Source organism: Methylobacillus arboreus (assembly GCF_020532725.1).
Classification (GTDB): domain Bacteria; phylum Pseudomonadota; class Gammaproteobacteria; order Burkholderiales; family Methylophilaceae; genus Methylobacillus; species Methylobacillus arboreus.
In genome coordinates this window covers 523,269-546,467 of the sequence record NZ_JAJAVC010000003.1, presented here as the reverse complement: position 1 = coordinate 546,467, position 23,199 = coordinate 523,269, and the positions used below count along the sequence as shown (strand labels likewise).

Genomic DNA, 23,199 nt, shown 5'->3' with positions numbered 1-23,199 from the left:
GGGCAGCCAGGCTGCCGGTTGAGTGCCGGTCAGGCAAATTAAAGACGGCTATTATAAAGGGCTATCGGCTCCAATGTGCAGGCAATGGCCAAATCAAGCCGCCTGCGCAAATAACCGGGTGCGTTTCGCAGCCAGCCAGCCCAGCAGCAAATACCCCAGCATGGCAACGGCAAGCCCGGCTGGGTGACCCCAAACCAGCGGGGCAACCAAGCCTGCCGAGATCGTCGCGAACAGCATCTGCATGAATGCCTGCGCCGATGCCGCAGTACCACGAATCCTGGGGTGGCAATCCAGCGCGCTAATCGAGAGCACCGGCATGGCAAGCGCCAGGCCGATATTGAACAAGGCAATCGGCAGGATGTTGAATGCCGCATGCACCAATGGCAACATGCTCACCACAAGGTTGACCAATGCCATGCCAGCCATCCAGGCATAGGCAAAACGCAGCACCTGCTGTCCGCTATACCGCCCTGCCGCCCGCTTTGCCAGCCATGAACCCAACACAGTGCCGCATACGGTAGGAATGAACATCCAGGCAAATTGCTGCGAGCTCAAGCCCAGGTGCTGAATCAGGAATACAGGACTGGCAAGCACATAGAGGAAAAATGCCGCGAAATTGGCCCCGATCGCGAATACCAGCAGGCTGAACTCGCGGTGACTGAAAATGGCCTGGTAATTGCGACAAACATTGGTGAATGACAAGGGCGTGCGTTTTTCCTGCGGCATAGTTTCCGGCAAATAACGCGATGCCGCCCATACCATCAATGCCGCATACAGCGCCAGGAACCCAAAAATCGCCTGCCAGTGTATTCCCAACAACCAGCCGCCGATAATAGGCGCCACCGCAGGTGCGATGCCAAACAGCATCTGCACGGTCGCCATCACGCGCTGCGCTTCAACACCCTGGTAGAGATCCCGCACCATCGCCCGTGCAACGACGTTGCCCGCCCCGGCAGATAGCCCTTGCAGCACGCGCATGGCCCATAATGTTTCCACATTGGGCGCCAGCATGCAGCCGATGGAAGCCAGGACGAACACACCCAACCCCCAGCGAATAGTCGTAATGCGGCCAATCGCATCGCTGATCGCCCCATGAAACAAGGTCATCAGGGCATACGGCAAGAGATACAGGCTAAGGCTGTGTTGGATTTCCACCGTGGAAGCGCCAAGATCGCGCTCCAACAGGGGAAAGGCAGGCAAGTAGGTATCGATGGAAAAAGGTGCAAGTGCCGTCAGGCCGGCAAGCACATAAACCAGCGGGATTGAATTGCGCATATTCTCCGGTAAGCCCTGCGCCAGGGCTAGCCCGGCAAAAAGCTCAAGGATATCGCCTAACGGTAAACATGGCTACGGTTGTATGGATAATCCAATATCCCCTGTGAATCAGGCTTGCCAGCCACAATCTGGAATAGCGCCAGCCAGTTGTGGTCAAAGGCAAAGGCAGAGCCGGCCATGTAGATGCGCCAGATACGGTACTTGCGCTCGCCTATCATCGCCAGGGCCTGCTCACGATGGGCCTCCAGGCGCTCCACCCATTGCCACAGGGTTTTGCCGTAATGCGGCCTCAGGTTTTCGGCATCCAGCGGTTCCAACCCGGATGAGGACAACTCAGCCAGCACTTTGGATACATGCGTCAGCTCCCCTCCGGGAAAGACATAATCATCGATAAACTCGGCAATACCATTCCCAAGCCCGCTGCTTTTCACGGCAACAGAGGTAATGCCGTGGTTCATCACCAGGCCTCCGGTTTTGAGCAGACTGTAAATCTTGTCGAAATAGAGCCCAAGGTTGCCCCTGCCGACATGCTCAAACATGCCGACACTGGCAATCTTGTCGAAAGACTCCCGCTCGGGCAGATCACGGTAATCCATGAGCCTGACTTCCAGCCTGTCCTGCAAGCTACGCTCTGCAATCAGCTTCTGTACGTGCGCATGTTGATGTTCGGAAAGCGTAATGCCGACAGCCTGAACGCCATAATGCTCCACCGCATGCAGCACCAACCCGCCCCAGCCGCAGCCAATATCAAGAAAACGTTCCCCGGGCTGCAACATCAGTTTGCGGCAGATATGGTCCAGTTTCTTTTCCTGCGCCAGCTCCAGGCTTTCATCACCATCGGCAAAATAGGCGCATGAATACACCCTGCGGCTATCCAGCCACAAACCATAAAAATCATTGGAAACATCATAGTGGTAAGTGATGTTGCGCCGGTCTCGGGTCCGGGTATGGCGCCACCACCGCCAGTCCTTGCGGGTTTCTGCATCATTGCTCGCATCCACGCCACAATATGCCTGACCAAGTGCCAGGATATCCTTCGCGCTGCCCAGCAAATCCACCCAGCCTTCGACATAGGCACGCGCCAGCCCACCCAATGTTGGCTTTGCCAGTACAGTTAGCACCTTTGCATCATTTACCAGAATGGAAACCTTGGCATCAGTGTCCCCTGCAAGCAACTCCCCATTCCAACTCACAGATACAGGCAACCCTGTCAAACTCTTCTGAATCTGGCTTTGCAGTAGCGCGCTGAACATCCTGATCCTCCCTGGTTAGGCGTTTGATTCCTTGCATAGGCTATTCCATGACGTGCTGTGACGCAACAATGGAATTGCATCATCAGCCATGGTGCTAATGTAATCAAGAGTAGCGCTTTGCTACAATAAGCAACTTAACTTATGCTGGCTTCAGTCGGCTTATCAACACGGAGTAAAACATGCAATTAGATTTGGCAAAAATCAATGCGGAACTCGGCCGCGACTCGGAAAAACTGGTGGAATGGGCACTCAGCCTGAACAAAAAAGCCATTGTCACCACCAACTTCCGGCCTTTTGAAGCCGTCATCCTGCACATGGTTACCAAAATCCAGCCCGATACCCCGGTCATCTGGATGGATAGCGGCTACAACACCGAAGCCACCTATCACTTTGCCGATGAAGTCACCAAGCAGCTCAAACTCAACCTGACGATCTACTTGCCAAAGCGCTCCCGTGCCCATCAAGAAGCCGTTGACGGCCCTGTCCCGGCACTTGATGATCCCCGTCACGCCGCATTTACAGAAGAAGTAAAGCTGGAACCATTTACGCGCGCCCTGCGTGAAACCGCACCCGAAGTCTGGTTTACCGCATTACGCGCCACCGACACTGCAGTACGCGCCCAAATGGACCCGGTCAGCATCAACCCGGACGGATTGATCAAAGTCGCGCCTTTATTGCACTGGACCTCAAAAGACCTGTACCAGTACCTGACCGCACACAACCTGCCGAACAACTTTGATTATTTCGACCCGACCAAGGGCGAGGAAAACCGCGAGTGTGGATTGCATATAGCGCACTAAGACCAATCAATCCAAAAAAACGGGAGCTAAAACTCCCGTTTTTTATTAATCAAGGTAAAGCATGGAACTCTTCCACCAACTCTCGGTTTTCGCCCTCAATCAGCTTGCGCGAGTTCTTGTCGTTGCGGAAGAGGATAGGCTGCGCTTGTAAATAAGGCTTTTGTGCATTGGCAATGGCCTCGTCTATCAAGTGGCGGTGCGGCGATTTGGTGCAGACCGGGTCTGCTGCCTCGGCGTCACCTGAGAGCAGGAAGGCCTGGCAGCGGCAGCCGCCGAGGTCTTTTTCCTTTTCCGGGCAACTGCGGCAGGGTTCTTTCATCCAGTCATCGCCGCGGTATTTATTAAATGCGGGCGACTCTTCCCAAACCCATTTCAAGCCGTTGGCCTTGACGTTGGGGAAGCTCATGTTGGGCAATACGCGAGCCGAGTGGCATGGCAGCACGTCGCCGTTGGCGGTGACGATCATGAACACTTCGCCCCAGCCGTTCATGCATTTCTTGGGACGGTTGGAGAAATAGTCCGGCACCACGAAGAATATCTTCATTTTGTTGCCGACTTTTTCACGGAAGGCATTGGTGATGGCCTCGGCCTCGTCGATCTGTTCCTTGGTCGGCATGAGCTGGCTGCGATTGACCAGGGACCAGCCGTAATACTGGGTATTTGCCAACTCGACAAAGTCCGCTCCCAGCGCTTCCGCCATTTCGAGGATTTCCTTGACGTGCTTGATGTTGAAGCGGTGGATCACGACGTTGAGCACCATGGGATAGCCATGTTCCTTGATCATGGCCGCGACTTTTTTCTTCAGCTCGAAAGTGCGGGTGCCGGTGATGAAGTTATTGATTTCCTCGGTGATGTCGTGCATGGAAAGCTGGATATGATCCAGCCCGCCCGCCTTGAAAGCGCTGATGCGCTTTTCCGTGAGGCCCACGCCGGAGGTAATGAGGTTGGTGTAATACCCAAGGCTGCTGGCCTCGGCAACAATTTCCTCAATATCGTCGCGCAAGAGAGGCTCACCGCCGGAGATACCCAATTGCAATGCGCCAAGCTTGCGCGCATCACGCAGGGCTTGTATCCATTGTTCGGTGCTCAGCTCATTCTTGGTGTGCTTGTCGTAATCGGTAGGGTTGTAGCAAAAAGCGCAATGCAAGGGGCAGCGATAAGTCACCTCGGCCAGCAGCCACAAAGGTTGGGTGTTGGTCTTGGAAGCGGCAACGCCGTTGTTTTGTTGAACTGATGTACTCATGTTTTCTGCTCCTTAACGCAATACGCCTGCCACAGGCCGCCAATTGAGCGTTGATTAAGCACGCTTTTCCAGCCAGGCTTTTTCCAGCGCAAGGTCAAGCATGGCAATCACGTCAGCCTCAATGTCTGCCACATCGGGAAAAGCGGCCTGCACGTCCGCCACGATTTCAGCGACGTTGCGCTGGCCGTCCACGCGTTTGATGACTTCCCCTGCCCCGCCGTTGAGCTTGATCATGCCTTCAGGGAATAGCAGCACGTAGCATTGCTGGGCTTCTTCCCACTGGAAACGGTAATGGCGCGCAATGGCATAAACGTCGTCTGAAGTGACGACGCTGGCCTTATCTTGGTTGTCTGAGATAGTCGACATTTTGTTCTACCTTGATATTGGTTGAGGCAAGCATGATGGCATCGGCAATCACCCATAGCACATCCAGCTTGAATTGCAGGATATCCAGCGCCTTTTCCTGCAGCTCACGGCTCTGGCTGAAGTAATCCAGGGTGACGGCCAGGCCCTGCTCCACATCGCGCCTGGCTTCGGTCAGACGCTTCTTGAAATAGATCAGGCCTTCTTCCTTGACCCAGGGATACATGCTGGGCCAGGAACTGATGCGCTGCTGGTGGATATGCGGGGCGAACAGCTCGGTGAGCGAGGAGCATACCGACTCCTGCCATGGGCGTTGCTTGGCGAAATTGACATAGGCATCCACGGCAAAACGTACGCCGGGCGCAACGAACTTGAGCGAGGTGACATCCTCACGGCTCAGGCCGACTGCCTGACCAAGCTGTATCCACGCCTCAATGCCGCCAACGTTATTCTCATCACCATCGTGATCGATGATGCGCTGGATCCAGCCCTTACGGATTTCCTTGTCCGGGCAGTTGGACATGATGGCCGCGTCTTTCTGCGGAATGCTGATCTGGTAGTAAAACCGGTTGGCAACCCAGCATTGCAATTGCTCGCGCGTGAGCTTGCCTTCATACATCATCACATGGAATGGATGATAGATATGGTAGCCACGGCCCTTGTCGCGCAATTGCTGCTCGAACTCCTCGCGTGTCCAGGGAGTATTGCCAATCACAGGTGCATTCATGTTTTTCTCCTAGAGAATAATGTCCAGGCCATCATAGGCGACCTCAATCCCATGTTGTGTCAGTTCTGCCCGCTCTGCTGAATCTTCGCGCAGAATCGGGTTGGTGTTGTTGATATGGATCAGGACACGGCGCGCATCGGGATAAGCATCCAGCACTTCGATCATGCCGCCGGGGCCTGACTGCGGGTTATGGCCGATATCCCGCGCTTTCTTGGTCATCAGTCCCATATCGATCATTTCGGTATTGGTCCAGAACGTGCCATCGACCATGATGCAATCTGCCTGCGCCAGCAAGGCCGGCAGATGCGGCTCGATTTCACCCAGTCCGGGTGCATAAAAGGCCTTCTTGCCATTATTCGTATCCTCGATCAGCACGCCTATGGTATCGCCAGGATGAGGATCGTTACGGTGCGGCGAATACGGCGGCGCAGCACTCTTGAGCGCAACCGCAGTAAACCGCAGGCCGGGAGCGCCATTCACCGTAAAGCTTTGTGTACCGTCAATCGGAACATCGTGGCGATTGACGCCACAGTAATGACCGAGAATATTGAGCAGGGGGTTGCCGGTGGTGAGATCCTGATACACCATGTCGGTACAGTAAATCTCACGCTTCACCTGGCCTTCGCGCAACATCAGGAGGCCGGTGGTATGGTCTATCTGTGCATCAATCAGCACGATGCCGGCAATCCCGCTATCCCGGATCGCCCTGCCCGGCTGTAGCGGAGCAAAGCCCTGGATTTGCTGCAGAATATCGGGAGAAGTATTGAATAGCACCCAGTTGATGCCATCGCCGCTGACACAGATAGAAGACTGTGTGCGTTTTTTTGCCTTGATCTTACCTTTACGCAGGCCATCGCAATTCGGGCAGTTGCAGTTCCACTGAGGGAAACCGCCGCCAGCTGCCGATCCTAAAACATGAATATGCATATCAGCCCTTACTAAAACTTAACTTGCTGCTGGAAGCAGCCGGGAAATATCCCGGCTGTTACCGTCACTTAGCGGTTGCAAACGTACATAGTGACTTCAAAACCGAAACGCATTTCAGTAACTTCTGGCTTTGTCCACATGATACTCTCCTTAAAAAATTATTTAGAATCGCCACAGCGCCGGTTGCCCTGTGCTGCAACGTAGTGCCATTGTGCCTCGCATCACTTATGCGGCAACAGGGCAAAAATAAGGAAAGTCGACTCATGATTATCATGAGTCCCTGCTTGGGAGGGGCTTGGAAGCATATCAGGCCTCTTGTGGAGGCCTGATATGAGCAATGAACTAGGTAGGGTTTTTAAGGATTTGGGCGAGCACTTCAAGAAAACGGGCATTTTCCTGATATAAGCCGATACTCACACGCAAGTAATCCGGCATTTCATATGCTGCTATCGGACGCACAATCACGCCATTACGCAATAACTGCTGATACACACCCGCCGCATCAGGCACCTGGAAGCTGACAAAATTGCCATAAGACGGAATAAAGTCCAGGCCGAGACTGGATAAGCCCTGGATAATCTGCACCATTCCTGCCTGGTTGAGCGCACGGCTACGCTCTACGAATTCTTCATCTTCCAAGGCAGCAACAGCAGCAGCTTGGGCAACACTATTCACATTGAATGGCTGGCGTACGCGGTTCATCAGATCGGCAATTTCTTTTGCAGCCACACCAAAGCCAATACGCAAGCCAGCCAGGCCATAGGCCTTGGACAAAGTGCGGGAAACCAGCAGGTTATCGAACTCCTGCAACCAGGAAAGCGCTTGTGACTTCAATTCTGGCGCAAGATATTCATCGTAGGCTTCATCCAGCACCACCAAGACGGTCTTTGGCACGCTTTGCAAAAACTCGCGCAACACCTGCTTATCGAGCAAGGTGCCGGTAGGATTGTTCGGGTTGGCGATAAATACAATGCGGGTCTTATCCGTGATTGCTTGCAGCATGGCCTGGAGGTCATGGGCAAAATCCTTGGCAGGCACGCTAATGCCTTTTGCCCCGGTCGCCTGCGTCACCAATGCATATACGGCAAACGCATGCTGCGAATAAACAGCCTCTAGGCCTGGCGCGAGAAACGCCCTGGCAGCAAGCTCCAGAATGTCATTGGAACCATTGCCGAACACCAATTGATCCGGCTTCAGCCCAAACTTGCGACAGACGCAATCCCGCAACGCAAAACTGTTGCCGTCGGGGTAGCGTGCAATATCTTCCAAGGCATCCTGCATGGCTTCGTAAGCCTTGGGGCTAACACCCAGTGGGTTTTCATTGGAAGCCAGCTTGATAATCGCTTCAGGCTTGAGGCCCATTTCCCGTGCCAATTCTGTGATTGGCTTGCCCGGCTGGTATGGCGCAATGGCATGAATATTGGACGGCGCGAGGTCGCACAGTCTGGTCACGATAGTATTCCTTCTAAACGGTGATTATAAATTTGTCTTATGCGTAACTGGACTCGCGCCTGTTCTCGCGTTTGGCATCATACATGGCATGATCTGCACGCCTGATGACATCTACCGCTGAAACATCACGATAGGGAAAGACGCATATCCCTATGCTGGCAGCCAAATCGCGGATCGGCGGCAAACCATCCAGGATAATGGGCGCCAGAAACTGCCTGTGCAGTTTTTCGGCCAGTACTTTGGCTGCTTCAGGACTGCCAATATCGCGCGCAAGCACGAAAAACTCATCTCCGCCCAAGCGCGCCAAGGTATCCGCTTCACGCATGGTGTATTTCAGGCGCGTCGCCACTTCCTTGAGTACAATATCCCCAATCAGATGGCCATAGGTATCGTTGATCGGTTTGAACTTATCAAGGTCGATAAACAGGCCGGCGCACACCTGATCGTTCCGTAAAGAGAAGTTGATGGCCTGCTCAATGCGGTCAAGCAATAACTCCCGGTTCGGCAGCCCGGTCAGGCGATCATGCAATGCCCTTTCCTGCTGGCGGTGACGCTCGTTGTCTAGGTCCTTTTCGCGCAAAAACAACTCCCGGCTCTGCTTTTCTGCCACATAGCTCGCAAAGCCGCCGACAATATTGGCGGAAAGAATGAACATGTCATAAATCAGCACTTGCAAGGGCGGCAAGGGCCGCAGGAGCAAGAACATGATGTTGAATACCACCAATAGCACGATCCCGACCAGCGTCGAGTTAAAGAAGCGCAAGCCTGAAAAGGTATAGGTCCAAAACACCATGACCACGAGGCCGGTGTAGTAAAAATTGATGGCGGCCACCGGCATGTAGCTCACTTGGGCCAACAGACCCAGGCCGCTGAACAGGGCCACAATCGCCAGGAATAACTGATTGTACTTGAGGAACTGCCGATAGAAGGATAGCCAGAACACCCCAAAGAACAGCATCACAGCCATGGTGCGGATATACCAGACATGGACGAAGGCCTCTGGTTTGACAAACAATGGGTCAAGCAGGCCATAGAGCATGGTCATGACAGCCCCGACCACCAAGGCAAGGCGGGAATGCTTGCGCAGGCTGGAAATGGCATGTAACTGGTAGAGCGCTTCCAAACGCTCATTCTGGAAACTAAGCGTCCATTTGCGTAGTGAAGCAGACCATAACAAGTTCTGGCTAATCGGCATACTTCCCTTTCAACTACAGCTCACAAATATCCGGCGCGCAAACGCACGCCTCCTTAAGATAACTGAACGGCAATCGCATCTTGGCATACAAACTTGCTACCATTCCGCGCCAGACATTGCGCCTGGCACGCTCGCATCATATTACGGCAACAGGGTAGGAACCAAGCACCTTGAGCAGGGATGCACGTTGTTCAAGCTCATACAATGCCTTGGCTACCTTGGGATCCTGATGATGCCCTTCAATATCCACGAAGAACACATATTCCCAAATCCCAAGCTTGGATGGACGGGACTCGAACTTGGTCATGTCCACGCCATGCTGGGCAAGCGGTGCAAGCAGGCCAACAACAGCGCCAGGCACATTTCTGGCCGCCAGCAGCAAGGAGGTCTTGTCCCTGCCTGAAGGCTCGACCTCATGGTTGGAGAGGACCAGGAAGCGCGTTACATTCTTGGGGTCGTCTTCGATATTCTCAGCCAGAACAGCCAAGCCGAAAATCTCGGCAGCGCGCTTGCCGGCAATAGCCGCGGAAAATGGATCCTGCGCGGCCAGCTCTGCCGCCTGAGCATTGCTGCCGGTGCTGACGCGTTCAACGCCGCCAAGGTTGAGATTAAGCCATTCATGGCACTGCCCCAGAGACTGGGCGTGGGAATAGACACGCTTGATTTCCCCACCGGCGTCCTTGCTGCGCAGCAGGCAATGATGCACTGGCAGGGTGATCTCACCGCAAATATGCAGGCTGGTCGTAGTAAGCAGATCCAGTGTGCGCCCCACCGCGCCTTCCGTAGAGTTTTCTACCGGCACCACAGCATAATCCGCGCTTCCAGACTCGACCATGCGGAACACTTCATCAATGGAAATGCAGGGCCTCGGAGAGCTCAAACCGCCAAACTGCTTGTTGGCAGCCTCTTCACTGAAAGTGCCCTTCGGACCAAGAAAAGCCACTGAAAGCTCACGCTCAAGCGCTCGGCAATTGGACATGACACTGCGGAAAATCGCCGTTACCGACTCTGCAGACAAAGGACCGGTATTTTGCTCCAGCAGGCGGCGCAATACCTGCGCTTCGCGCTCTGGCCGATATACCGGCCCCTCACCCTTGAGCGCGCCAATTTCACGTGCTAGGGCAGCACGCGCATTGATCAACCTGAGAAGTTGCTCATCGATCGCGTCGATCTGGTCACGGCAGCCTTTCAGAATATCACTCATGAATGATCCTTAACCGTGAGCGCGCTCGAAATTCTGCATGAAGGCAATCAACGCCTGCACACCAGCCAGTGGCATGGCATTGTAGATGGAAGCACGCATACCGCCCAGCAAGCGGTGTCCCTTGAGCTGCAATAGTCCTTGCGCCTGCGCTTGCTTGAGGAAGTTCCCATCCAGCGCGCTATCCTTGAGCGTAAACGGAATATTCATGCGCGAGCGGTTTTCCAAGGCAATTGGCGAGTTGTAGAAATCAGTGCTGTCGAGATAATCGTACAGCAAGGCCGATTTTTCAATATTCAGCTTCTCAATCGCTGCAAGGCCGCCCTTGGCCTTCAACCACTTGAACACCAACCCTGCGATATAAATGGCATAGGTTGGCGGCGTGTTGTACATTGAGTCATTGTCCGCATGAATCTTGTAGTCGAACATGGAGGGTGTCCCGGGCAAAGTTTCGCCTATCAGGTCCTCACGCACGATCACGATCGTCAGGCCGGCAGGGCCGATATTCTTCTGGGCGCCGGCATAGATCAGGCCATATTGGCTTACATCCACCGGACGCGAAAGAATATGCGAGGACATGTCCACGACCAGCGGCACTTTGCCGGTGTCTGGCGTCCAGAACATCTCCAGCCCGCCTATCGTCTCGTTGGAGGTGTAATGGACAAAGGCGGCATCCGGATTCAATTTCCACTGCGACTGCTGCGGCACCTGGCTGTATTGATGCTCGGCAGCAGAAGCCACCACGTTGACCTCACAGTATCTGGATGCTTCCTCTATGGCTTTTTGCGCCCAAATGCCGGTATCAAGGTAATCGGCCGCGGTTTTGCCTCGCAACAGGTTCAGCGGCACCATGGAAAATTGTGCGTGCGCCCCGCCCTGCAGGAACAATACCTTGTAATTGGCAGGAATATTCAAGAGTTCGCGCAAGTCGGCTTCAGCCTCGGTCGCAATGCTGATGAACTCCTTGCCGCGATGGCTCATCTCCATCACCGACATGCCGGAACCATGCCAGTCCAGCATTTCGTCACTGGCTTGTTGCAGCACTTCCTTGGGCAATACTGCGGGACCTGCGGAAAAATTATAGATTTGCGTCATAAATACTTTACTTGGCCTTACTCGGCAGCGATTTCAGTGTCATTATCGTCATCGGTTTCCACAACCTTTTCCAGGCCGGAGAGCTTCTCGCCTTCACCCAGGTTGATCAGCGTGACCCCCTGGGTGGCACGGCCCAGCTCGCGGATTTCCTTGACGCGGGTACGGATCAGCACGCCACCGGTGGTAATCAGCATGATCTCGTCATCGTCATTTACCAGGCGCGCGCCTACCACCACACCATTACGCTCGCTGGTGGCAATGGCCTTCACGCCTTGCGTGCCACGGCCGGAATGGCGGAAATCAGCCAGTACGGTACGCTTGCCATAGCCGTTTTCAGTCGCCACCAACACCGTTTGCTTGTCGTCGTCCGCAATCAACAGCGAAATCACCTGTTGCTTGGCTTGCAGCTTCATGCCACGCACGCCGCGTGCAGTACGGCCCATGGCGCGCACATCCTCTTCGTCGAACCAGACAGCCTTGCCACCATTGGAAACCAGCACAATGTCATTCACACCATTGGTGACTTCGGCGCCAATCAGGTAGTCGCCATCATCCAGGTTAAGCGCAATGATGCCGGAACGGCGTGGATTGGAGAACTCGACCAGGGCGGTCTTCTTGACAGTGCCTTTGGCGGTTGCCATGAAGACGAAGTGGTTCTCGTCGAACTCCTTGACCGGCAGGATGGCGTTGATCTTTTCGCCTTCCTCCAGCGGGAACAGGTTCACGATAGGCTTGCCGCGGCTTACGCGGCTGCCCTGCGGCACTTCATATACCTTGAGCCAGTAGACCCGGCCACGACTGGAGAAGCACAGGATGTAATCGTGCGTATTGGCCACGAACATCTTGTCGATGAAATCATCTTCCTTGGTCGCAGCAGCCTGCTTGCCACGGCCGCCGCGACGCTGGGCGCGGTACTCCTCCAACGGCTGCGACTTGACATAGCCGGTATGCGACAAGGTCACCACCACATCTTGCGGCGTGATCAGGTCTTCCAGCGAGAGGTCCTGCGCATTATGCACAATCTCGCTGCGGCGCTTGTCGCCAAACTGGTTAAGGATGGCGGACAATTCTTCCACAATGATCTGGGTCACACGCTCGGACCTGGCCAGAATATCCAGCAGATCGGCGATGACATCCATGACTTCTTTATATTCATTGACGATTTTGTCCTGCTCAAGCCCGGTCAGGCGTTGCAAACGCATCTGCAGGATTTCCTGCGCCTGGACATCGGAGAGCCTATAGCCATCAGGCGTCAGGCCAAAGTCCACAGAGAGACCCTCTGGACGCGATGCCTCCATGGCCGCGCGCTTGAGCATCTCTTCTACCACGGGAGATTTCCAGGTACGCGCCATCAGTTCGCGCTTGGCTTCAGGCGGGGTTGGCGCTGCCTTGATCAGGGCAATCATCTCGTCCACGTTCGCCAATGCCACTGCCAAGCCTTCCAGCACATGACCACGCTCACGCGCCTTGCGCAACTCGTAAACAGTACGGCGCGTGATGACTTCACGGCGATGGCGCAAGAATGCCTCGAGCATCTGCTTGAGGTTGAGCAGGCGCGGCTGACCATCAAGCAAGGCCACCATGTTCATACCGAAGGTATCTTGCAGCTGCGTCTGCTTGTAAAGATTGTTAAGGACGACCTCAGGCACTTCACCGCGCTTGAGTTCGATCACCACGCGCATTCCCGATTTATCGGATTCGTCACGCAGGTCGGAAATGCCTTCTATCTTCTTCTCGTTGACAAGCTCGGCAATCTTCTCGACAAAGGTTTTCTTGTTGACCTGGTAAGGCAGCTCGTCAACGATCAGTGCCTGGCGATTGCCCTTTTCCAGGTCTTCCACATGGGTGCGGCCACGCATGACTACGCGGCCACGTCCTGTACGATAACCTTCTCTTACGCCCACAGTGCCGTAGATAATGCCTGCCGTCGGGAAATCAGGCGCCGGAATGATCTCGATCAACTCATCTATCGTGGTTTCCGGATTCTTGAGCAAGGTCAGACAGCCGGCAATCACCTCATTGAGGTTGTGCGGCGGGATATTGGTTGCCATGCCAACCGCGATCCCCGAGCTGCCATTAATAAGCAAGTTAGGAATACGTGCCGGCATAATGAGCGGCTCATGCTCCGAGCCGTCATAGTTGGGGCCGAAATCAACGGTTTCCTTGTCGATATCGGCCAGCAATTCATGCGCAATGCGCGACATACGGATTTCGGTATACCGCATCGCAGCGGCATTATCGCCATCCACCGAGCCAAAGTTACCCTGGCCATCAACCAGCATATAGCGCAAGGAGAAATCCTGCGCCATACGCACAATCGTGTCATAGACCGCGGTATCGCCGTGCGGATGGTACTTACCGATCACGTCACCGACAATACGCGCAGATTTCTTGTAAGGCCTGTTCCAGTCATTATTGAGTTCATGCATCGCAAAGAGCACGCGGCGATGCACAGGCTTGAGACCGTCACGAACATCCGGCAACGCACGCCCCACGATCACGCTCATCGCATAATCCAGGTAGGAGCGACGCATCTCGTCTTCGAGGCTGATAGGGAGGGTTTCTTTGGCGAACTGATCCATTATTGGCTATCGGCTTTAAAGTGGCTTAAAGTCATCGATTCTAGCACGATACGGTCGCCAAAGCATGCCAGGATTTTATCCTTGGTCTGACAGCTGATCTCAACACTGGCAACCCTTCAACACCCATACCCGACCATGAATAGCGCCGAGCTGATTACAAAAATTAATTAGAAATTTCCCCCGACTTGATTTAGGCTATTGCGTCTCGTAAGACTAACTAGCATAAAAGGAGAAAGCACATGGCCGTTTTAGTTGGCAAACCAGCCCCCGACTTCACCGCAGCTGCAGTACTGGGTGACAATTCCATCAAGGAAGATTTCAATCTTTCCCAGCACATCAAGGGCAAGCCTGCGGTTATCTTCTTTTACCCTCTCGACTTCACCTTTGTCTGTCCTTCCGAACTGATCGCATTCGATCATCGCCTGGAAGACTTCAAGTCACGCGGTGTGGAAGTGATCGGCGTTTCCATCGATTCGCACTTCACTCACCTGGCATGGAAGAACACGCCTGTCGACAAGGGCGGCATCGGCAAAGTAGGTTACCCATTGGTGGCTGACATCCGCCATGAAATTGCCAAGGCTTACGATGTTGAATCCGACGGTGGCGTTGCTTATCGCGGCTCCTTCCTGATCAACAAGGAAGGCGTTGTGGTACACCAAGTTATTAATGATCTGCCGCTAGGCCGTGATATTGACGAAATGCTGCGCGTGGTAGATGCACTGCAATTCGTCGAGGAACATGGCGAAGTTTGCCCAGCAGGCTGGAAGAAAGGCAAGGCTGGCATGAACGCCTCCCCTGAAGGGGTTGCCAAGTACCTGGCTGAAAACGCTTCCGCCCTGTAATTTTCAGGACATAGCAGTGACGCAATAAAAAACGGGACTTGATGTCCCGTTTTTATTTGGGTCTCAGAGGCTCTTACTTTTTACGTGCCCCCAAGGCTACCACTGCGATACCTGCCACAATCGCGACAATCCCCAACACATCGGGAATTGCCACATCATTCTCAACCTCGGCAGTTGCCTTCAATGGACCAATCTGCGCCACCGTTTCTTCCGTGGTAAAGCTAAAGCCTTTATACACCAATGCAGCAGCACCCAACACAATCAGCAACACCCCAACGACTATCGAAGTTTTCATCGCGGCCTCCTCGCCTGTGGTCAAGAATATATTTTATTGTGGTTGATGGATATTACTCGTTAAACTTCTTGCGTGCCTCTGCAATCGCATGCTTGATAGAATCCCAGGCTTCATCGCTCCCCTTCTTGAGCTCCTTCCAGGCTTCACCGGCAGAAGCCTGAATCTCAGCCAGCTTGAGCTTGGCTTCCTCACGCTTTTCCTTCAACACAGCCACCTGCTCGTCATACTTGACGCGCAACTCGGCATCGGCTTTGCGCACCTTGGTTTCCAGCACGTCAATATCCGCGCTCCATTCATCAAGTTGGATTTTCAACTTTTCGACATATTCATCTTTTAGACTCATTATTCTCTCCTTAATAAACCAGACACGATATTTACAAAGCTATGACACTATAGCCCAGCAAGAGTGCCACCTCAATCGGTACTGCTCAGCCAAGCAAGATCAGCCTTGAGATCGTCTATATGCTCTAGGCCTACCGCAATACGCACCAGGCCATCCCCAATGCCGGCCGCAGCACGCGCTTCTGCGCTCACGCGGCTATGTGTGGTTGTCGCCGGATGGGTAATCGTGCTCTTGGCATCACCAAGATTGGCCGTAATTGAAATCATCCTGGTGGCATCAATCAAATACCAGGCTGCGGGCTGGCCGCCCTTGACATCAAACGACACGATGGCCCCGCCGCTTTTTTGCTGGCGCAAGGCAAGTTCATGTTGCGGATGCGAGGTGAGGCCGGGGTAATAGACACGCTCGACCCTGGGTTGCTGTTCCAGCCACTGCGCGAGTGCCAAGGCATTGCGTGCATGCGCCTCCATGCGCACATGCAGGGTTTCCAGGCCCTTCAGGAACACCCATGCATTGAATGCACTCATGGTCGGGCCAGCCGTACGCAGGAAGCCGTATACCGGTTCAAGCGTCTCCTTGCGGCCCAGCACGGCACCGCCGAGGCAACGCCCTTGTCCATCAATATACTTGGTTGCTGAATGCACCACGATATCTGCACCTAGCGATAATGGCTTCTGCAATGCCGGTGTGCAGAAGCAATTATCCACGGCAAGCAAGGCGCCTGCCTGGTGTGCAATATCAGCCAGCACCGTAATATCGCAAACCTCGGTCAGCGGATTGGAGGGAGTTTCAACAAAAAACAGCTTGGTATTCGGCTGGACCGCGGCCTTCCATTCGCTAGGATCTGTCAGTGAAACAAAGGTGGTTTCCAATCCCCAGCGCTTGAGAATATTGCTGAACAGTTGCACCGAAGTACCGAAGATGCTGCGCGAAGCCACTACATGGTCGCCGGCGGAGCATATGCCCATCACGCACGCAAGAATCGCAGACATGCCCGATGAAGTCGCCACGCAGAATTCTGCGCCCTCAAGCGCGGCCAGCTTGTTCTGAAACATGCTGACAGTCGGGTTGGTAAAGCGCGAATAGATATTGCCCGGCTCCTGGCCGCCAAAGCGCGCCGCCGCCTGGGCTGCATTTTCAAACACAAAACTGGAGGTCAAAAACATGGCCTCGGAATTCTCGCCAAATGCCGTATGTTCGCTGCCTGCCCGCACGCCCAGCGTATCGGCATGCCATTCATGCTGACTCATATGTATTACCTTCCCGCCCGTTACCGGGCTAAATTGCAAATAACACGGGCATAAAAAAACCCGTCGCAGCACTCTGGCTAAAACGGGTTTTCTATGACAACTCGCTTTAGCGGAATTTATATTGCGCCCGCAAGCTGAGTGCTACGTGTCCTCAAATCGGCGCAAGAGCCTGTTCAACCTCTTTTCATGAGGTACGCATGGTTTCAAACGTGTCTGGTCAAGGCGCAGTTCGCAGGTAATGCTCACTGCCTTGCCAAGGACTGCAACGCGGAGCAGGCGCGTTTGGGACCATGCCCTTCGGGTTGTCTTGCCATGCCAGCCGCTGCGGTGTTGCAAATCCTCGCCGTGCAATGAGCACGTCTGCGGTTTGCGCCTTGCATCGACTGGCATGGCAAGACAACGTACCCCATGAAAAGAGGTTGAACAGGCTCAAGGAATATTAGTCCCGTCTTGATGGCAGCGTCAAGCTATACCAACTCCTCTTCACGGGCTGACACCAGGTTCAAGTCGAGTTGCGTAATCGAATTGGCCGGCCTCTGCTGCTTTTCACCATCACCACGCGCAGTTTCAGCATGGGTGAGATATGCCTCGTCAATATCCCCGGTGATGTATTTGCCATCGAAACAGGAGCAATCAAACACCTTGATCTCCGAATTGCTTTTCTGCACGGCAGTAATCAGCGCATCCAGATCCTGGTAGATCAAAGCATCAGCGCCAATCTCTTCGCAAATTTCCTCATCAGTGCGTCCTGTTGCCAAAAGTTCGTTGCGGGACGGCATATCGATGCCATAGACATTCGGGTAACGTACAGGAGGCGCCGCAGAAGCAAAGAACACCTTGCTGGCACCGGCATCGCGAGCCATCTGGACAATCTGCTTGGATGTCGTGCCGCGCACGATGGAGTCATCCACCAGTAGCACATTCTTGCCCTTGAACTCCATGCCAATGGGGTTGAGCTTCTGGCGCACGGATTTCTTGCGCAACGCCTGCCCCGGCATGATAAAGGTACGACCAATATAACGATTCTTGATGAAACCTTCGCGATATGTCAGGTTAAGCTTGTTGGCAAGCTCCAGCGCACTGGGGCGGCTGGTATCGGGAATCGGGATCACCACGTCAATCTTCAGGTGCTTCCACTCGCGTGCAATCTTGTCAGCCAGGCTCTCGCCCATATGCAACCGGGTCTGGTAGACCGAGACATTGTCTATGACGGAATCAGGACGGGCGAGATAGACGTATTCAAAAATACAGGGAGCAAGCTTGGGGGCTTCCGCACATTGTCGCGAGAAGAGGTTGCCATCAAGGTCAATGAAGATTGCCTCGCCTGGCTCGACATCGCGTACCAGTTTAAAACCCAGCACATCCAGCGCCACGCTTTCAGACGCAACGATATATTCAGTCCCTTGGCTAGACTCGTGCTTGCCGATCACCAACGGACGGATACCATGCGGGTCGCGGAAGGCAAGCAGGCCAAAGTTGGCGATCATGGCCACCACGGCATAAGCACCTCGGCAGCGCTTGTGCACGCCGGCAACCGCCTCGAACACCATGTCGGTATTCAGTACGGCATTATGCGAGGAGGTTTCGATCTCATGCGCGAGCACATTGAGGAGCACTTCGGAGTCGGAACTGGTGTTGATATGGCGCAAGTCCTGCCTGAACATTTCCTGCTTGAGTTGCGCGGAATTGGTCAGGTTGCCGTTATGCCCAAGGACAATGCCGAAAGGCGAATTGACATAGAAAGGCTGGGCCTCGGCAGCGGAAGACGAGCCTGCCGTGGGATAACGCACATGCGCAATCCCGGCGTTGCCGATCAGGCTACGCATATGCCGGGTCTGGAAAACATCCTGCACCAGCCCGTTGTTTTTATGCATGAAGAAGGTATTGCCATCACAGGTAACAATCCCCGCAGCATCCTGGCCTCGATGCTGCAAGACCAGCAGCCCGTCATAGAGCAGCTGGTTGACTGGGTTTTTACCGACTACACCGATAATTCCACACATGAGCTATATGCCTTAAAAACGAAAATCCGAAACAACTAGACAAGCCGCTGGCTTCAATCTAGTCGTATTTAATCTGTTTTGCAATATCCTGCGGAAACCAGGGCAGAATAGCAACCACTATCGCCTCCAGCGGCGCGCTGAACATTGCATTGCGCCAGCGCGGGTCTTGCGGCAACGATGTCAGCCCGCCAAGCAGCACCAGCGTCAAGATGATCAGCGAACCGCGCGCGAAGCCGAACAAGCCTCCAAGCCCGCGATCCAAGGCACTCAGGCCTATGGTTTTGAATAACTGCGCAATCGCGATTGCAAGGAGGCTGCAAACCAATAATGTGGACAAAAACAATATTAAAAAGGCTGCAAGAAATTTTAATTCTTCAGCCGGGATGGAGTCGGGCAACATGGTCGATACCTCCACGGTATAGAGCTTTGCCACGATAAAAGCGATCACCCAGCTTGCCAATGCCAGCACTTCACGTACAAAACCACGCATGATACTGAGCAATACCGAAATACCCATAATCACCAGCACTGCATAATCAAAGCCTGTCATTGCTGCTATTTGTTACTGATGACCATTCCAGACAAACCTATCGCCTTGACCTTGCCCAGCGCCTGTTCAGCGGCTTCACGGCTTGCAAACGGGCCGACGCGCAAGCGGGTTTTATCACCACTGGCAGTGGCAATCTGTTCCGTATGCGACTTCAGGCCCTGACCAGACAATTTATCCTGCAGGTTCTTGACATTGATAGGATCGGAAAATACCCCAATCTGCACCAAAAAGCTTCCTGTAGCGGCCGGTTTGGCATCTGCAGGCTTGTCCTTTCCGGGTGCGGGCTCAGGCTTGCGCACTTCAACCTTGGGAGCGACAGGTTTTGCTTCAGGCTTGGCGACTTCTTTCTTTACAGGCGCTGGCGGCACAGGTGCGGCGGCTTCGTCATCATGAGCTGCCTCTTGAGGCTCGGGGATGGATAGCACAGGCTCGGAGACAATCTCCTCTACAGGCTCGCTAAGCGGTGCAACCTTGGAGGTAAATTCAGGGCCATCCTGGCTGGGAATATGAATGGCAATTTCCTGCGGCGGGGTCTTGTTGCTGCGGTCATCCAGCACCATGGGCAAAATGGTGACCATCAGCAGCACCAGTGCGATAGCGCCTACCAGGCGCCTGCGCGCGCGTTTCTTGAACTGAAGTTCCTGATCATTCGACGGGTCAGATGCCATCAAAAATCCTACTATCCTTGTTGAATCGGTGTGGCGCTATCTCTGCAGGCCCGGTTATGGCAAGCTCGCGCATAATATCGGCTACAGTGAAGAACGAACCAAAGACGATAATTCTATCATTTTCGCCCGCATCGTTACAGGCTTGCTGATAGGCAGCATTCACATCTTCATGGGCATATGCCGAACCAGACCTTGCCTGGGCGGTCACAAACTCCAGCAACTGTACCACGCTCGCCCCACGCGAATGCTCTACGCGGGCGATGTGCCAGACATCAATATACGGCGCGACTACCTGTACCACACCGGCAATATCCTTGTCTGCCAGCATAGAAAACACTGCCAAGGTACGCCCGGATACCGGATGCTGCGCAAGATTAGAAGCCAGCGCCAAGGCAGCATGCGGATTGTGCGCCACATCAAGAATCACCTGCGGATGATCGCGGCAAAGCTGGAACCGCCCATTTAGGGCAACCTGTTGCAAGCCTTGCTGCATATGCTTGAGCGCCACTGGCAATACCGTCACCAAGGCATCGACCGCGTTGATCACGCTAGCCGCGTTACTCAACTGAAAATCGCCGGCCAATGCCGGCAAAGGCAAATGATATTCCCTGCCTGAAGATTGATAGCGCCAGCCTTCCGCCAGCACATCGTAGCCAAATTCATGGCCAATCAAGCGCAAATCCGCACCTATCTCCGCCGCATGGGCTTGCAGTGACGATGGTGGATGATCATCACCGCAAATTGCCGGCACATCAGGCCGAAACACGCCAGCCTTCTCCCGCCCTATGCATTCCCGGTCATTGCCAAGGAAATCCATATGGTCGAGATCCACGCTGGTGACAATACTGCAAACTGGTGAAAACACATTGACCGCATCCAGGCGCCCACCCAGTCCCACTTCGAGTATGCCAACATCAACACCGGCTTCTACCATGTATCGGACTGCTGCCAGGGTGCCAAACTCGAAGTATGTGAGCGCAACATCCTGGCGTGCCTGTTCCACTGCCTCAAAGGCACGTACAAGCCCAGCATCCGTCACCTCCAAGCCAGCAACGCGCACACGCTCGTTATAACGGATGAAATGTGGAGAGGTATAGCAGCCGACCTTGTATCCCGCCGCCTGATAAATGCTTTCCAGCATCGCACAGGTAGAACCCTTGCCATTGGTGCCTGCCACGATAATGATGGGGAATTGTGGGTCAAGCTTAAGGCGCTGGCTTACCAGCGCTACACGCTCCAGCCCCATTTCGATGGAAGCTGGATGCAGGGCCTCAATGTACGCAAGCCAGCCCGCAAGGTCACGGGCGACAGGTAAGGAAGATGTCACAGGATACTGATGAGATATTTAGGCGGCACTTGCAGGCATACGCATAAAGCTGGTCATCAAGGTGACCAGCCTGTCGCGCATTTCACGACGATCCACAATCATATCGATGGCGCCGTGCTCCAGCAGGAATTCGGAACGCTGGAACCCTTCCGGCAGGGTCTCACGCACGGTCTGCTCAATCACGCGCGGGCCGGCAAAACCAATCAGCGCCTGAGGCTCGGCAATGATCACGTCGCCCAGCATGGCAAAACTCGCAGAGACGCCGCCCATGGTTGGGTCAGTCAATACCGAGATATAAGGCAGGCCAGCCTTGCTGAGCTGGGTCAGCGCTGCACTGGTCTTGGCCATTTGCATCAGGGAAAATAAGCCTTCCTGCATACGCGCCCCGCCACTCGCGGAGACGCAAATAAACGGTGTGTGGTTATCGATCGCGGCCTGCACGCCACGCGCGAACCGCTCGCCGACTACGGAACCCATGGAACCGCCCATGAATTTAAACTCAAATGCCGCAGCCACCACGCCTACAGCCTTGATGCTGCCTTGCATGACGATAAGGGAGTCGGTCTCTTCCACCTCTGCCTGCGTAGCCTTGAGACGGTCTACATAACGTTTGCTATCCTTGAATTTGAGCGGATCCACAGGCTGCACTTCGGCACCAATTTCTGATCGCCCCTCGGCATCCAGCAGGAAATTCAGGCGCGTGCGCGCAGAAATGCGGTTATGGTAAGAACACTTGGGGCAAACCTCAGCATTGCTTTCCAGATCAGTACGGTAAAGCACTGATTCGCACGAAGGGCACTTGCTCCACAGGCCTTCGGGCACGGTCTTGCGGCTGTTGCCCGCCGGGCGGTTGATCTTTGGAGGCAGAAGTTTTTGCAACCAGCTCATGGTTCATCCTTTATTAGAAAATGAAGCAACTGGCCATCAGCGCCAGCCATGCTTACTTTCACTTGGAAAAACGGGATTATCCCCGCTCGTCATCAATCAATTATTTTTGAATATCATCAATCGCAGCACGCAAGGTCTGCGTTAGTTGCGCCACATTGCTCAACAGATTTTCCTCGCTGGAATTCTCGATTTCCTGGATCATGCGGCTACCGATCACCACGGCATCAGCCACATCCGCTACCGCTCTGGCGGTTGCCGCATCGCGCACGCCGAAGCCCACGCCGATAGGCAAATCGGTCCGGCCACGGATTGCCTGCACTTTTGCACCCACCTCTGCGATATCCAGATTCTTTGAACCCGTCACGCCTTTTAGCGACACATAATATACAAAGCCGCCCGCCTGGTGCACGATCATGTCGACGCGGCTGGTTTCAGAGGTAGGCGACAACAGGAAAATCGGATCAAGCTGCTGTGCTTTCAGCAAGCCTACGAACTCTTGGCATTCTTCTGGTGGATAATCCACAATCAGCACACCATCCACACCAGCCTCATGCGCACGCTCGGCAAACCTGCCCTGCCCCATGGCCTCGATCGGATTGGCATAGCCCATGAGCACGACAGGCGTATCGCCATCGGTAAGGCGGAACTCGCGCACCATTTCCAGCACATTGCCCAGGCCTACCTTATGCACCAGGGCACGCTCGGTGGCACGCTGGATCACCGGGCCATCGGCCATGGGATCGGAAAACGGCACGCCAAGCTCAATGATGTCGGAACCCGCCTGTACCAATGCATGCATCAGCGCCACAGTGTGCTTGGGATGGGGATCGCCCGCAGTAATATACGGGATCAGGGCTTTCTTGCCTTGCGACTTCAGCGTCGCGAATGTTGCTTGAATACGGGACATGTAAAAACCAGGG

23 protein-coding genes are annotated in these 23,199 nt (G+C 54.3%); 2 read left to right on the top strand and 21 right to left on the bottom strand.

Annotation, left to right across the window (positions count from 1 at the left end; all coding sequences use genetic code 11):
• Nucleotides 1–93 precede the first annotated feature (93 nt).
• Nucleotides 94–1,275, bottom strand: a complete 1,182-nt coding sequence (locus tag LG198_RS02565; RefSeq protein WP_230341601.1) for a multidrug effflux MFS transporter — start codon at nt 1,273–1,275, stop codon at nt 94–96.
• 56 nt (nt 1,276–1,331) lie between these two features.
• On the bottom strand, nt 1,332–2,528 hold the full coding sequence (locus LG198_RS02560; protein WP_230341600.1) for a class I SAM-dependent methyltransferase: 1,197 nt from the start codon (nt 2,526–2,528) through the stop codon (nt 1,332–1,334).
• A gap of 179 nt (nt 2,529–2,707) precedes the next feature.
• Between LG198_RS02560 and LG198_RS02555 the strand changes: the two genes are divergently transcribed.
• The gene (locus LG198_RS02555) at nt 2,708–3,328 is read left to right on the top strand and encodes a phosphoadenosine phosphosulfate reductase domain-containing protein (RefSeq protein ID WP_230341599.1); all 621 of its coding nucleotides are present in this window, start codon (nt 2,708–2,710) and stop codon (nt 3,326–3,328) included.
• A gap of 49 nt (nt 3,329–3,377) precedes the next feature.
• On the opposite strand, the gene pqqE is transcribed toward LG198_RS02555, so the two are convergent.
• The 10 genes from pqqE to gyrA all read right to left on the bottom strand — a co-directional run bounded on the left by pqqE (nt 3,378) and on the right by gyrA (nt 14,113).
• Nucleotides 3,378–4,571 (bottom strand): pyrroloquinoline quinone biosynthesis protein PqqE, encoded by a 1,194-nt coding sequence (gene pqqE / locus LG198_RS02550; RefSeq protein ID WP_230341598.1) that lies wholly within the window; start codon nt 4,569–4,571, stop codon nt 3,378–3,380.
• A gap of 54 nt (nt 4,572–4,625) precedes the next feature.
• Complete coding sequence (gene pqqD / locus LG198_RS02545; RefSeq protein ID WP_230341597.1) at nt 4,626–4,937, bottom strand: pyrroloquinoline quinone biosynthesis peptide chaperone PqqD; 312 nt, start codon at nt 4,935–4,937, stop codon at nt 4,626–4,628.
• Nucleotides 4,909–5,661, bottom strand: coding sequence for a pyrroloquinoline-quinone synthase PqqC (gene pqqC, locus LG198_RS02540; protein WP_230341596.1), 753 nt, complete (start codon nt 5,659–5,661; stop codon nt 4,909–4,911). The genes pqqD and pqqC overlap by 29 nt, the downstream gene beginning before the upstream one ends.
• Nucleotides 5,662–5,670: 9 nt before the next feature.
• Nucleotides 5,671–6,588, bottom strand: coding sequence for a pyrroloquinoline quinone biosynthesis protein PqqB (pqqB, locus tag LG198_RS02535; protein ID WP_230341595.1), 918 nt, complete (start codon nt 6,586–6,588; stop codon nt 5,671–5,673).
• Nucleotides 6,589–6,656: 68 nt separating this feature from the next.
• Complete coding sequence (gene pqqA / locus LG198_RS02530) at nt 6,657–6,728, bottom strand: pyrroloquinoline quinone precursor peptide PqqA (protein WP_081774944.1); 72 nt, start codon at nt 6,726–6,728, stop codon at nt 6,657–6,659.
• 202 nt (nt 6,729–6,930) lie between these two features.
• The gene (gene hisC, locus LG198_RS02525) at nt 6,931–8,040 is read right to left on the bottom strand and encodes a histidinol-phosphate transaminase (protein ID WP_230341594.1); all 1,110 of its coding nucleotides are present in this window, start codon (nt 8,038–8,040) and stop codon (nt 6,931–6,933) included.
• Nucleotides 8,041–8,077: 37 nt separating this feature from the next.
• Nucleotides 8,078–9,235, bottom strand: coding sequence for a GGDEF domain-containing protein (locus tag LG198_RS02520; RefSeq protein WP_230341593.1), 1,158 nt, complete (start codon nt 9,233–9,235; stop codon nt 8,078–8,080).
• 136 nt (nt 9,236–9,371) lie between these two features.
• A complete protein-coding gene (gene pheA / locus LG198_RS02515) occupies nt 9,372–10,439 on the bottom strand; it encodes a prephenate dehydratase (protein WP_230341592.1) in 1,068 nt (355 codons plus the stop codon).
• Between the two features lie 9 nt (nt 10,440–10,448).
• Nucleotides 10,449–11,531, bottom strand: a complete 1,083-nt coding sequence (gene serC / locus LG198_RS02510; protein ID WP_230341591.1) for a 3-phosphoserine/phosphohydroxythreonine transaminase — start codon at nt 11,529–11,531, stop codon at nt 10,449–10,451.
• Nucleotides 11,532–11,548: 17 nt separating this feature from the next.
• The gene (gene gyrA / locus LG198_RS02505) at nt 11,549–14,113 is read right to left on the bottom strand and encodes a DNA gyrase subunit A (RefSeq protein ID WP_230341590.1); all 2,565 of its coding nucleotides are present in this window, start codon (nt 14,111–14,113) and stop codon (nt 11,549–11,551) included.
• A 239-nt stretch (nt 14,114–14,352) separates the two neighbouring features.
• On the opposite strand from gyrA, the gene LG198_RS02500 reads away from it, so the two are divergent.
• A complete protein-coding gene (locus tag LG198_RS02500) occupies nt 14,353–14,955 on the top strand; it encodes a peroxiredoxin (RefSeq protein WP_230341589.1) in 603 nt (200 codons plus the stop codon).
• 73 nt (nt 14,956–15,028) lie between these two features.
• Here LG198_RS02500 and LG198_RS02495 read toward each other — a convergent pair whose 3' ends face one another.
• The 9 genes from LG198_RS02495 to trpA all read right to left on the bottom strand — a co-directional run bounded on the left by LG198_RS02495 (nt 15,029) and on the right by trpA (nt 23,186).
• Nucleotides 15,029–15,250: a hypothetical protein gene (locus tag LG198_RS02495; protein ID WP_230341588.1), complete on the bottom strand. Its 222-nt coding sequence runs from the start codon at nt 15,248–15,250 to the stop codon at nt 15,029–15,031.
• A 52-nt stretch (nt 15,251–15,302) separates the two neighbouring features.
• Nucleotides 15,303–15,593 carry a sll1863 family stress response protein gene (locus tag LG198_RS02490; RefSeq protein WP_230341587.1) on the bottom strand — a complete coding sequence of 97 codons (291 nt, stop codon included), beginning with the start codon at nt 15,591–15,593 and terminating at the stop codon, nt 15,303–15,305.
• A gap of 71 nt (nt 15,594–15,664) precedes the next feature.
• A complete protein-coding gene (locus tag LG198_RS02485) occupies nt 15,665–16,843 on the bottom strand; it encodes an O-succinylhomoserine sulfhydrylase (RefSeq protein WP_230341586.1) in 1,179 nt (392 codons plus the stop codon).
• A 467-nt stretch (nt 16,844–17,310) separates the two neighbouring features.
• Nucleotides 17,311–18,846 (bottom strand): amidophosphoribosyltransferase, encoded by a 1,536-nt coding sequence (purF, locus tag LG198_RS02480; protein ID WP_230341585.1) that lies wholly within the window; start codon nt 18,844–18,846, stop codon nt 17,311–17,313.
• A gap of 58 nt (nt 18,847–18,904) precedes the next feature.
• A complete protein-coding gene (locus tag LG198_RS02475) occupies nt 18,905–19,396 on the bottom strand; it encodes a CvpA family protein (protein ID WP_230341584.1) in 492 nt (163 codons plus the stop codon).
• Nucleotides 19,397–19,401: 5 nt separating this feature from the next.
• Nucleotides 19,402–20,064: an SPOR domain-containing protein gene (locus LG198_RS02470; protein ID WP_230341583.1), complete on the bottom strand. Its 663-nt coding sequence runs from the start codon at nt 20,062–20,064 to the stop codon at nt 19,402–19,404.
• Nucleotides 20,054–21,391: a bifunctional tetrahydrofolate synthase/dihydrofolate synthase gene (gene folC, locus LG198_RS02465; protein ID WP_230341582.1), complete on the bottom strand. Its 1,338-nt coding sequence runs from the start codon at nt 21,389–21,391 to the stop codon at nt 20,054–20,056. Before folC ends, LG198_RS02470 begins: the two co-directional genes overlap by 11 nt.
• A gap of 18 nt (nt 21,392–21,409) precedes the next feature.
• Nucleotides 21,410–22,279 (bottom strand): acetyl-CoA carboxylase, carboxyltransferase subunit beta, encoded by an 870-nt coding sequence (gene accD / locus LG198_RS02460; RefSeq protein WP_230341581.1) that lies wholly within the window; start codon nt 22,277–22,279, stop codon nt 21,410–21,412.
• Nucleotides 22,280–22,379: 100 nt separating this feature from the next.
• Nucleotides 22,380–23,186, bottom strand: coding sequence for a tryptophan synthase subunit alpha (gene trpA, locus LG198_RS02455; protein ID WP_230341580.1), 807 nt, complete (start codon nt 23,184–23,186; stop codon nt 22,380–22,382).
• Between the last annotated feature and the right edge of the window lie 13 nt (nt 23,187–23,199).